The sequence below is a fragment of the Aeromonas veronii bv. veronii genome (assembly GCF_000820225.1).
Classification (GTDB): Bacteria; Pseudomonadota; Gammaproteobacteria; order Enterobacterales; family Aeromonadaceae; genus Aeromonas; species Aeromonas veronii.
Genome location: NZ_CDDK01000042.1, coordinates 23,632 through 34,847 on the forward strand (window position 1 = coordinate 23,632; position 11,216 = coordinate 34,847).

10 protein-coding genes are annotated in these 11,216 nt (G+C 59.1%); 9 read left to right on the plus strand and 1 reads right to left on the minus strand.

All coding sequences use genetic code 11. The features are described from left to right. The first annotated feature begins 120 nt into the window (after positions 1-120). The 8 genes from BN1139_RS18195 (at position 121) to BN1139_RS18230 (ending at position 7,798) form a co-directional block, all read left to right on the plus strand. Complete coding sequence (locus tag BN1139_RS18195) at positions 121-1,023, plus strand: cation diffusion facilitator family transporter (protein WP_005355009.1); 903 nt, start codon at positions 121-123, stop codon at positions 1,021-1,023. A 146-nt stretch (positions 1,024-1,169) separates the two neighbouring features. Beyond that, positions 1,170-1,454, plus strand: coding sequence for a DUF3811 domain-containing protein (gene yjbD / locus BN1139_RS18200; protein ID WP_005340165.1), 285 nt, complete (start codon positions 1,170-1,172; stop codon positions 1,452-1,454). Between the two features lie 594 nt (positions 1,455-2,048). Then, entirely contained in the window at positions 2,049-2,261 is a 213-nt protein-coding gene (cspE, locus tag BN1139_RS18205) for a transcription antiterminator/RNA stability regulator CspE (RefSeq protein ID WP_005316548.1), read from the plus strand. A 304-nt stretch (positions 2,262-2,565) separates the two neighbouring features. Then, positions 2,566-3,924: an NCS2 family permease gene (locus tag BN1139_RS18210; RefSeq protein WP_005355011.1), complete on the plus strand. Its 1,359-nt coding sequence runs from the start codon at positions 2,566-2,568 to the stop codon at positions 3,922-3,924. Positions 3,925-4,162: 238 nt separating this feature from the next. Then, on the plus strand, positions 4,163-5,233 hold the full coding sequence (gene dhaK / locus BN1139_RS18215; protein WP_005340163.1) for a dihydroxyacetone kinase subunit DhaK: 1,071 nt from the start codon (positions 4,163-4,165) through the stop codon (positions 5,231-5,233). 9 nt (positions 5,234-5,242) lie between these two features. After that, the gene (gene dhaL / locus BN1139_RS18220) at positions 5,243-5,872 is read left to right on the plus strand and encodes a dihydroxyacetone kinase subunit DhaL (protein ID WP_005355013.1); all 630 of its coding nucleotides are present in this window, start codon (positions 5,243-5,245) and stop codon (positions 5,870-5,872) included. 1 nt (position 5,873) lies between these two features. Next, complete coding sequence (gene dhaM / locus BN1139_RS18225; RefSeq protein ID WP_005355015.1) at positions 5,874-6,590, plus strand: dihydroxyacetone kinase phosphoryl donor subunit DhaM; 717 nt, start codon at positions 5,874-5,876, stop codon at positions 6,588-6,590. A gap of 125 nt (positions 6,591-6,715) precedes the next feature. Next, positions 6,716-7,798, plus strand: a complete 1,083-nt coding sequence (locus tag BN1139_RS18230) for a glycerol dehydrogenase (protein WP_005355016.1) — start codon at positions 6,716-6,718, stop codon at positions 7,796-7,798. A 94-nt stretch (positions 7,799-7,892) separates the two neighbouring features. Here BN1139_RS18230 and dhaR read toward each other — a convergent pair whose 3' ends face one another. After that, the gene (dhaR, locus tag BN1139_RS18235; RefSeq protein WP_005355017.1) at positions 7,893-9,794 is read right to left on the minus strand and encodes a dihydroxyacetone kinase operon transcriptional regulator DhaR; all 1,902 of its coding nucleotides are present in this window, start codon (positions 9,792-9,794) and stop codon (positions 7,893-7,895) included. Between the two features lie 464 nt (positions 9,795-10,258). Between dhaR and BN1139_RS18240 the strand changes: the two genes are divergently transcribed. After that, positions 10,259-11,092 (plus strand): TIR domain-containing protein, encoded by an 834-nt coding sequence (locus BN1139_RS18240; protein ID WP_005355019.1) that lies wholly within the window; start codon positions 10,259-10,261, stop codon positions 11,090-11,092. Positions 11,093-11,216: the final 124 nt, after the last annotated feature.

Sequence of the window (11,216 nt, forward strand, 5' to 3'; positions counted from 1 at the left end):
TAATAAGCATTCGCAATATCACCGGAAACATCAGGTTACAACACCGAATAGGTTATTTCCGGTCAGCCGGATATAATGCGCGCCGCACCGAAATATCCGTTTTTATTCAGGAAGCTGTACATGAACAGAAAAACCAGAGCCGCCATGGTGTCGGTCTGCTCCAATATCAGTCTGATCATCATGAAAATGGTGGCCGGTTTCGCCAGCGGCTCGGTCAGTATCATCTCGGAGGCGATCCACTCCGCCATGGATCTGGTGGCAGCCCTGATCGCCCTGTTCGCGGTGAAAAAGTCCGATCTCCCGCCCGATGAACGCCACCCCTATGGTCACGACAAGATTGAAAATGTCTCCGGCGTCATCGAAGCACTGCTTATCTTGCTGGCCGCGGGCTGGATCATCTTCGAAGCCGTCGACAAGCTGCTCACCCCCAGCCCGATTGAAAGCATTGGCTGGGGCGTGCTGGTGATGGTGATCTCGGCGCTGGTCAACAGCGGCGTCTCAGCCTACCTCTACAAGGTGGCCCGAGAGGAGGAGTCGGTCGCCCTGGCGGCCGATGCGCTCCATCTCAAGGCGGATGTGCTCACTTCAGCCGGGGTCGCCGTCGGTCTTGGCGGGATCTGGCTGGCCGGTCTGTTCGGCCATTCACTCGCCATCCTCGACCCGCTGGTCGCCATTGCGGTCGCCATCTTTATTGTCAGAGAGGCGATCAGCATGCTCAACGAGGCCTTCCAGCCGCTGATCGACCAGAGCATGAGCCCGGAAGAGCTGGCGATGACCAGCCGCATCATCACCGAATGCTGCCCTGCCGCCAGCGGTTTTCACGATCTGCGCAGCCGTCGTGCCGGTCGTCGTCGCCATATCGACTTCCATCTCACACTGCCCCCGGAGATGAGCATCGGTGAAGCCCACGATATCTGTGATCGCATCGAACACGCCATCATGGCGCAGTTGCCCCACGCCATCGTGCTGATCCACGTCGAGCCGGAGGAGCAAGAGATGCCCTCACCGCTCGCCATAAATTGAAATGTGGCAAACAGGCGGGAAAGTGGCAGCGAAATAACGGAAAGTTGGCACAAACCCGCATTTTTACTGCCGGAAAGCCGATTGCATAAGAAGTGATCGGCACAACTGTGTTAGGGTGTCTAACCACCCTGCCGCAGGAGCGCGCCGTGAAAAAGCTGGAAATGAAAGATCTGACCGAGGCCGAAAAAGCCGAGATAGCCTTGTTATTGCAAAAGGCACAAGCCAATGCAGACCACCAGCTGACCAACGGAGAGCGGAACAAGATCCGCGAAGAGGGTCGCCTGAAAATTGTGGCCGACCGCGCCGAAGCGGCCAAGGCAGCCTCCAAGCTGGCTCGCGAGAAAGCCAAAGAGCGCGCCAAAAACCAGGTACTGCCGGAAACCTTCAGCTGGATTGATTCGGTCAGCAACAAGTTTCGCAGCAAGCGCTGATCCCCTCTTGCAAAACGCCCGCTGGCACTTGTGCCTGCGGGCGTTTGCATGTCTGGGCGATGCTCGATGAGCCAGATTTGGCGCCGCCATTGATTTGCCGCTCAGAAGCTAATCGCAGCAGCAAAGAAGTGATTTACATTGTGAGTTAGAGAGAACGCCAACTGACAATCCCCATCTATCGCCAGCTTTTCATTTTTTCTCATATTTTTTGCCAGAACTGGCTACATAGTCAGGACAAAAAAGCCGAATCCGGCTTGCCACAGGGTGATATGAGTCTGCACTGATTTTTCTATGCCGTTGAAATGCATCATGTTTACTATAAAAAATGATATTTTTGGCTGTTACAAAACATTAATATCGAGATAAAGTTTGCTTTAAAAATGAGAGCGTGTTTTAATCTTTCTCGATGGTTCGGCAGTTCAGACCTGATTATGTTAGGCAGTCATTTTAGTAAAGCAGTGATTAGCATAAGCGTTATCCTCGGATAATTCTTATCAAATAATTCTCCTTCTTTAGTGCTCCCCATACGTATTGCTGACGAAAAATCAAAAATTGCCATTTAGGTGGCATTCAACACTATTTAAGGAAATTATTATGTCTAACAAAATGACTGGTACCGTTAAGTTCTTCAACGCTGAGAAAGGTTTTGGTTTCATCTCCCCGGCTGACGGCAGCAAAGACGTGTTCGTACACTTCTCCGCTATCCAGTCCACCAGCTTCAAAACCCTGGACGAAGGTCAGCGCGTTGAGTTCACCATCGAGCAAGGCCAGAAAGGCCCGGCTGCTGCCAACGTAGTTGGTCTGTAATTCAAGCCGGAGCATGCTGCTGATGGCTCATGCCAACTGCTGACAGCTCTGCAAGAATTTAAAAAAACCCGCTTAGGCGGGTTTTTTGTTTTTCCCGCTTTTTCCTCACAGATCTCACCTCGCCCGACCGCTTGATCCCTCCCTTACACGCTCTCACCGCTTGAGTCTTAGAATGAGCTCCGAATGGACTCAAAATGTAAAATAGTGACGAAAAAGTCAGGTTATCCGCTGTATTTGCCGCGAATTCTTGCTATTTTGCGCGCCACCAACGCAAACGATTTCCTTCACACTTTCAGGATTAGTTATGGCAAAGCAAGATATGGCCGCCCAAACAGGGACAGGCGGCTTTCTGGACTCTTATTTTTCCATTTCTGCGCGCGGCAGCAGCGTGCGTCAGGAGCTGGTCGCGGGGCTGACCACCTTCCTGGCGATGGTCTACAGCATCATAGTGGTGCCGAACATGCTGGGTGCTGCCGGCTTTGAGCAGGGCCCGGTGTTTGTGGCCACCTGTTTGATCGCCGCCTTCGGCTCCCTGCTGATGGGTCTGTGGGCCAAGCTGCCGATGGCTATCGGTTGCGCCATCTCTCTCACCGCCTTTACCGCATTCAGCTTGGTGCTGGGTCAGGGGCTGAGCATTCCGGTCGCCCTGGGCGCCATCTTCCTGATGGGTGTGCTGTTTACCCTGATCAGCGTCACTGGCGTGCGCCAGTGGATCCTGGACAACCTCCCCTCCGGCATCGCTCACGGCACCGGCATCGGTATCGGTCTGTTTCTGCTGCTGATCGCCACCAACGGCGTTGGCATGGTGATCAAGAACGAAGGGGCTGGTCTGCCGGTTCAACTGGGTGAAGTGACCGCCTTCCCAGTGATCATGACGGTGCTGGGTCTGGCTGCCATCTTCGGTCTGGAGCGTCGCAAGGTGCCGGGCGGCATCCTGATGGTGATCATCGCCATCTCCATCCTCGGCCTTATCTTCGACCCGAAAGTGACCTGGCAGGGCTTCTTCGCCATGCCGAGCCTGACTGGCGAGAAAGGCTCTCTGGTTGGCAGCATGGATCTGCTGGGCGCCCTCAATCCGGTAGTCATTCCGACCGTACTGGCGCTGGTGATGACCGCCGTGTTTGACGCCACCGGCACCATCCGTGCCGTGGCCGGTCAGGCTGGCCTTATCAACGAGCGTGGCCACATCATCAGCGGCGGCAAGGCCCTGACTGCCGACTCCGTCAGCAGCATGGTGGCAGGTGCCGTTGGTGGTGCTCCGGCTGCCGTCTACATCGAATCCGCCGCAGGCACCGCGGCCGGTGGCAAGACCGGTCTGACCGCCGCGCTGGTCGGCGTGCTGTTCCTGCTGATGATCTTCCTCTCCCCGCTCAGCTATCTGGTACCGGCTTACGCCACCGCACCGGCCCTGATGTATGTCGGTCTGCTGATGCTGGGCAACGTCACCAAGCTGGACTTCAGCGACTCGGTTGATGCGCTCTCCGGCATGCTGTGCGCCGTCTTCATCGTACTGACCTGCAACATCGTGACCGGCATCATGCTGGGCTTCGTGGCACTGGTCGTTGGCCGCATCTTCGCTGCCGAGTGGAAGAAGCTCAACGTCGGCACCGTCATCATCGCCCTGGCGCTGGTGGTCTTCTATGCCGGTGGCTGGGCCATCTAATCCATCCGCATATTCCGGTTATAGCCTAGGGCCCTGCGGGGCCCTTTTTCATGGCTGTGAGTCAGCTAACAGTTTCCCGCCCGTTTGCCCTGCGCCGTTTCAGATTGAAACACCTATCCCCCTTCTGCTGTTTCAAATCCGAACCAAACAGGCCGTCATTTTTATCCCTCTTTCTGTCGTTAGACTGGCTCCATCAACCATTTGCCCACCCGAGCGGTGGCAAGCCAAGGAGTGAGCCATGAAGAAACTGATCAATGCCGTCGATGCTGTGGTCCGTGAACAACTGATGGGGATGGCAGCCGCCCACCCCGAGCTCAAGGTACGTATCGAACCCCACTACATCACCCGCGCCGACTCCCCCGTGATGGGCAAGGTGGCGCTGGTCTCCGGCGGTGGCAGCGGCCACGAGCCGATGCACGGCGGTCTGGTGGGCAAAGGGATGCTGGATGGCGCCTGCCCCGGCGAGATTTTTACCTCCCCGACCCCGGATCAGATGTATGAGTGCGGACAAGCCGTTGATGGCGGCGCGGGCGTGCTGTTTCTGGTGAAGAACTACACCGGCGACGTGCTCAACTTCGAGACCGCGGTCGAGCTGCTGCACGGCGATGGGGTCAAGGTGGGCTTCGCCCTGATCGATGACGATGTGGCGGTCAAAGACAGCCTCTACACCGCAGGTCGCCGTGGCGTCGCCACGACAGTGCTGTGCGAGAAGCTGGTCGGTGCCGCCGCCGAAGCGGGCTACGATCTGGCGCGTTGCGAGGCGCTGGCCCGTCGCATCAACAACCAGAGCCGCACCATAGGCGTGGCTATGCATGCCTGCACCGTGCCGGCCGCTGGCAAGCCCTCCTTCACCCTGGCGGACAACGAGCTGGAGTTCGGCGTCGGTATCCACGGCGAGCCGGGCATCGAGCGCCGCCCCTTCACCGACCTCAATACCCTGGTGGACGACATGTTCAGCGAGCTTGCTGACAATACCCCCTATGGCCGTACCCTGCGCCACTGGGATCGCACCAGCGGCAGCTGGCAGGAAGAGCACACCTTTATCGAGCCGCTCAACAAGGGCGATCGGGTTATCGCGCTGGTTAACAGCCTCGGCGGCACCCCCATCTCCGAGCTCTATGGCGTCTATGGTCGCCTCGCCACCCTGTGCGAAGAGGCGGGCATCCATCTGGTGCGCAACCTGATTGGTCCCTACTGCACCTCCCTCGACATGACCGGCATCTCCATCACATTGCTCAAGGTGGATGATGAGCTGATGACCCTGTGGGATGCCCCCGTTCACACCCCCGCCCTGCGTCGCGGCTGCTAAGGAGAACCCATGTTAAGCAAGCATCACATCGTCAACTGGCTGCTCGACTGCGAACACATCTTTACCGAGCAGCGCGACTACCTCACCGCGCTGGATACCGACATCGGCGATGGCGACCACGGCCTCAACATGCAGCGCGGCTTCGCCAAGGTGGCCGAGAAGCTGCCCGCGGTAGCGGACAAGGATATCGGTCAGGTGCTGAAAACCACCGGCATGACCTTGCTCTCCTCGGTCGGCGGTGCCAGTGGCCCGCTCTACGGCACCTTCTTTATCCGGGCGGCAGCCAGCACCGACGCCTGCCAGAGCCTCAGCCTCAGCCAGTTGTGCAAAATGCTCAGTGACGGGGTCGAGGGGATCGTCTCGCGCGGCCGCGCCGAGCCGGGTGACAAGACCATGTGCGATGCCTGGTGGCCAGCACTAGCCGCCCTGCAACAGGCGCAGCAGCAAGAGTTGCCCCTCAACGAGGCGCTGGACAAGGCAGTGGCAGCCGCAGCAGCCGGTACCGAGGCGACCATCCAGATGCAGGCCCGCAAGGGGCGCGCCAGCTATCTTGGCGAACGCAGCATCGGCCATCAGGATGCCGGGGCCACCTCGACCCTGCTGCTGCTGACCGCCCTGCGTGACAGAGCGAGGTTGTGACATGATCGGAATCGTAGTTGTCTCTCACAGCGCCATGCTGGCGGCCGGCTTGAAAGCGCTGGCCGATCAGCTCGGCAGCCCGGCCCGATTGCTGCTGGCGGCCGGGGTCGATGACGCCGACCACCCCATCGGCACCAATGCCATCGCGGTGATGAGTGCGATTGAAGAGGCGGATGACGGCAGCGGCGTGCTGGTGCTGATGGACTTGGGCAGCGCTCTGCTGAGCGCCGAGACCGCCCTAGAACTGCTGCCACCCGAGTTAAGCGCAAGGGTGCGGCTCTGCCCCGCTCCGCTGGTGGAGGGCACCCTGGCCGCCGTGGTGGCGGCCGGTTCCGGCCTGACGCTGGACGAGGTCGCCGCCGAAGCGCTCGGCGCGCTGGGCCCGAAACAGGCGATGCTACCTGCCAGCCCAGCGCAGGCCGCCATCGAGACAGCCCCCGTTGCCGACGACGGCTGGCTGCGCTGCGAAGTGGTGGTGGATAACCCCCACGGCCTGCATGTGCGCCCCGCCGCCCGGCTGGTGGCTGCCCTCAAGCCCTTTGCTGCCGAACTCAAGCTGCAAAAGGGGGACAAAGAGGCCAACCCCCGCAGCCTGACCCGGCTCGCCATGCTCAATGTGCGTCAGGGCGACCAACTCACCCTGCTGGCACGCGGCGAGGATGCCAACGCCGCACTGACCTGCTTCCAGCAGCTGGCCGCCGAGCGCTTTGGCGACTGAAGCCACTGTTTCAAGGGGCTGCACTCGCTCGCTGAGCCTGTGCAGCTTCATTCAAGACGAAGGAGTCCCCGGCACTGCCGCCCCTTCGCCCCGATTCTTAATTAGTAAAGAGAGAGGGATAGAATATGGACCGCATTATCATCAGCCCCAGCAAATACGTGCAAGGCAACGGGGCCCTCGCCAATATCGGCAACTACGTCAACGCGCTCGGCAGCAAGCCGCTGATCCTGGCCGACGCCTTCGTCACCAAGCTGGTCGGCGATACCGTGGCCACCAGCTTCCACGGTGCAGGCATCCAGCCGGAGTTCGACTGCTTCAACGGCGAGTGCTCCCGCCCCGAGATCGACCGCCTGCTGGCCCGCTGCAACCAGACCCCGTTTGACGTCATCATCGGCATCGGCGGCGGCAAAACGCTGGATACCGCCAAGTCGGTCGCCTTCTATCAGAAGGTGCCGGTGGTCATAGTGCCCACCATCGCCTCCACCGATGCCCCCACCAGCGCGCTGGCGGTCATCTACACCCCGGAAGGCCAGTTCAGCGAATACCTGATGATCCCGACCAACCCTAACATGGTCATCATGGATACCGGCGTGGTCTCCCGCGCTCCGGTGCGGCTCTTGGTCTCCGGCATGGGGGATGCGCTCTCCACCTACTTCGAGGCGCGCGCCAACAAGGTCTCCGGTTGCCAGACCATGGCCGGTGGCGCTTCTACGCTGGCGGCGCAGGCCATCGCAGAGCTCTGCTACAAGACCCTGCTGGCCGATGGCTACAAGGCCAAGCTGGCGGTGGAGCAGGGAATCTGCACCAAGGCGGTGGAGAACATCATCGAGGCCAACACCTACCTGAGCGGTATCGGCTTCGAGAGCAGCGGGCTGGCCGCCGCCCACGCCATCCACAACGGCCTGACCCAGCTGGCCGAGTGTCACCACCTCTACCACGGTGAGAAAGTGGCATTCGGTACCCTGGTGCAGCTGGTGCTGGAGAATGCGCCGATGGCGGAGATCGAAACCGTACTGGCCTTCTGCCGCTCGGTGGGCCTGCCGACCAACCTGCATATGATGGGGGTCAAGGAGCTGGATATGGCGCGCCTGATGGAAGTGGCCAAAGCCTCCACCGCCGAGGGCGAAACCATCCACAATATGCCGTTCAAGGTCACCGCCGAGGATGTGCTGGCGGCCATCGTCACTGCCCACCAGCTGGGGCTGTAACCGCGCTACGACTGACCCTTCCATATAACACGGCCCCGCAACTGCGGGGCCGTTTCATTTTCAGCGGGCCGGTTTGCAACGGCCTCAATAGCCATCAGCCATGATAGTCGGCGGGATCGATCTCGAGCAGCTTGAGTCGTCGCCACAGGGTGGTGCGGCTGATACCCAAATGCTGAGCCATCTGGCTCACCTGCCCCTTGCAGGCGTGGGCGCAGCGCAGGATAGCTTGCCGCTCCAGCTCCGCCAGCGTGAGCAGCGGTTGCCCCACCACCTCGTCTGCCACCCGCTGATAGCCGTGCCGAATGGCGGCGGGCAGCGCCTCTGGCGGGATCGGCCCCTGACCGGCGTGGAGCAACGCATGCTCCACCGCGCTGCGCAGCTCCCCCAGATTGCCGGGCCAGGGATAGGCGAGCAGACAATCGAGGGCCGCCGGGCTGAACTGGCGCACCGGTTCGCGCCCCTGCGCCGCCAACTGCTGGCTGATAAGACCCGGCAGATCGGCCGCGCGCTCCCGCAGCCCCGGCAACCACAGCTCGCACGCCTGCAAGGCATAGAGCAGCTGGCGGCCAAACAGCCCCTCCTGCACCAGCTGCTCCAGCGGGGCGCTGCTGGTGGCGATGATCCGCACCTTGAGCGGCAGGATACGGGCCGAATCGAAGCGCTGGATGCGACCGGTTTTGAGCAGTTGCAGCAGCGCCGCCTGCATGGGAGCGGAGAGACACTCCACCTGCTCCAGCACTAACGTGCCGCCGTGAGCCAGCTCGAACTTGCCCGCCCGCTCCTGCCCCGCCTCGTCGGAGCCCATCAGCTCCAGCGCCATCCGCTCGCTCGGCAGCGCCTTGCAGTTGAGGGTAATGAGCGGCCCGGCGGCCCGTTCGCTACCAAAGTGGATCGCCTCCGCCAGCTGGGCCTTGCCCACCTCCTCCTCGCCGCGAAGCAGGATCGGCCCCTGACTCTGGGCCGCCTGCCGGGCATAGCGCAGCAGCTTGTGCATGGCGCTCGACTCCCCCACCAGCGCCGACAGCTCGGGCACCGTCTGGCGCAGCTGGTGAATGGCCCGCAGCCGATCAACCGGGTGCAGCAGGGCGATAAAGCTGACCCCCTCCGGCCCCGGCAGCGGCTTGAGGCTCACCAGCGCATTGATGAACTCCCCCTCCTGCGCGCCCAGCCGCTCCAGCGTCACCTCCACATGACTCAGTGGCGTCTGCCCCCTGATGGCCAGCTGCAACCGATGGGGTAGCAGCAGGTGCTGCTCCAGCGGCTGGCCGAGACAGAGCGCCGGATCGAGCCGCAGCCGGTTGGCAGCCAGCGCGTTGAGGTAGCGCAGCCGCCCCTGCGGGTCCCAGGCCAGCACGCCGTCATCCATGCCATCGAGCAGGGCGTAAAGCTCGCTCAGGTGGTGCTGGGACTCCTGCATCAGGGTCTCCATCTGCAGCAGGTGGGCCAGCTCGCGTCCGGCACTGACGGTGAGCGCCAGATCGCCAGCGCTCGCCTCCTCCACCTTGCAGATCAAGGCGATGATGGCGACCTGACGGCCATTGCTGTTGTAGACCGGACTGGCGCAGCTGTGCCACGGGTGCAGGGTCTGATTGAAATGCTGGGCACCGCTGACGCAGAGCGGCACGCCCTCCAGCGCCGCCAGATTGATGGCATTGGTGCCGATGCGCCCCTCGCTGAAGAAGGCGCCGGGGCCAAACCCCAGCGCCGCCAACTCGCGCAGGGTGTCGGGGTGGCCGGTCTGGGCCAGCAGACAGCCGCTCTCGTCGGTGAGCAGCAGGGCGCAGGGGCGCCCCTCCATAAATTCGTAGAGATCCTCGAGGGCCATCTCGCCGGTGGTGAGCAGGTCGCGCTTGCGCTGGCGCAGGCTCTGCAAGGTCTGCCCCTTGGCGCAGTGGGGCGGATGCCAGAGGGTGGCACTGGTCTGGTGGGCGCAGCGCAGCCAGGATGCCTGCAGATAGTCAGGCCAAGCGAGCAGCGGCTGAAGGTCAGATGGCATGGTCACAGCAATATCCGGCAAGATGTGAGCCGACCATTTAACCACGCCAGCGCCCCCGATTCAGTGACCTGCCTCAGAGGGTGGCAACCCCGCCCTCCTCTCGGTCCGGTTCGCCTCCGAATTTGGCGGCAAGGTCGTCGCCAGTGGTGGAATTCGCTGCATCACCCTCCACCAACCCGCCTGAGACTCATCTACCCACTGATAACCCGGGGCATTGCCACGCCCCGGGTTATTTATCCATGCCCATTTCTGTTAACCACAAGCCCCTGAACAGCCGTCGTTCCGCATCTTGGCCAGCAATACCATATGGGGTGTCACCGCGATCACATTCCCGAGTTATTCAAGAGACTGAGACTCGGTGACGCTTTCCATTGCCACCCCAGAAGTGTATTTTTGCCAAGCGACAAAAAGAAAATATCGTTTGGATAACCTAAAAAACATTTACGTCGACATCGGAGAATATATTGAAAGTTTTTATTAGTTGGTCTGGTGACGTTAGTAACAAAGTTGCCGAAGCGATTCGGGAATGGCTACCTACTGTACTGCAAACAGTTAAACCATACTTCACACCTAGTGATATTGAGAAGGGGACTCGTTGGTCGTCAGATATTGCGGAAGAACTTGATAACTCAATGGCTGGTATATTTTGTGTTACGCCTCAAAATATTAATAGCCAGTGGCTTATGTTCGAAGCAGGTGCTATTTCAAAGAAAGTCGACCAGTCACTTGTCTGTCCAATTCTTATTGGCTTAGGTAACTCTGACATTCATGGGCCTTTGACTCAGTTTCAAACAACTCTATTTGAAAAATCAGATTTTCGAAAACTTGTAAACGACCTCAATAAAGCTAATAAGTCAAATATGTTGGAAGAGAGTGTTCTAAATACTGTTTTTGAAAAATTTTGGCCTGATTTGGAAAGTAGAGTTAAATCGATCCTTGAAGAAAATGTTACTAAAGATGAGCAGAACATAAGCATGCGTTCAGAACGCGAACTTCTCGAAGAAATACTCGATTTATCCCGAGCATTAGCGATTCAAAAATCTGGTGGCTTTAAAGCTAACACTGAGTTAAACAAATTAGTCTCAGATTTCATCTCCGCATTTTATATGACTTTTGAGGCTGATTGGGAACATACAAAATCGTGTTTGGAAAACAGCAAGTTCTTTATTTCACCCGAAGGTAACTTCATTAATCCTTGTGTCAAAGATGAGGCTAACAATTGGAGCGCTAGAGCATTTTTACTAAACTCGTACCGTCAGCTGATAAGCTACATAGAAAAGCATGGTTTAGGTATTTAAATTGATATTTTCTCCAATAGCTAAATACTGTCACTCACATTTTTGAGCAATACGCTATCGCTATTAACAAAAGAGCCGCCCTTATGGGCGGCTCTTTTGTTAATAGTGTCCCGTCCTGAATATG

Bases quoted from the DNA above. Each gene is read 5' to 3' on its own strand.
- BN1139_RS18195 (WP_005355009.1), top strand. From the start codon at position 121: ATGAACAGAAAAACCAGAGCCGCCATGGTGTCGGTCTGCTCCAATATC.
- cspE (WP_005316548.1), top strand. From the start codon at position 2,049: ATGTCTAACAAAATGACTGGTACCGTTAAGTTCTTCAACGCTGAGAAA.
- BN1139_RS18210 (WP_005355011.1), top strand. From the start codon at position 2,566: ATGGCAAAGCAAGATATGGCCGCCCAAACAGGGACAGGCGGCTTTCTG.
- dhaK (WP_005340163.1), top strand. From the start codon at position 4,163: ATGAAGAAACTGATCAATGCCGTCGATGCTGTGGTCCGTGAACAACTG.
- dhaL (WP_005355013.1), top strand. From the start codon at position 5,243: ATGTTAAGCAAGCATCACATCGTCAACTGGCTGCTCGACTGCGAACAC.
- dhaM (WP_005355015.1), top strand. From the start codon at position 5,874: ATGATCGGAATCGTAGTTGTCTCTCACAGCGCCATGCTGGCGGCCGGC.
- BN1139_RS18230 (WP_005355016.1), top strand. From the start codon at position 6,716: ATGGACCGCATTATCATCAGCCCCAGCAAATACGTGCAAGGCAACGGG.
- dhaR (WP_005355017.1), bottom strand. From the start codon at position 9,794: ATGCCATCTGACCTTCAGCCGCTGCTCGCTTGGCCTGACTATCTGCAG.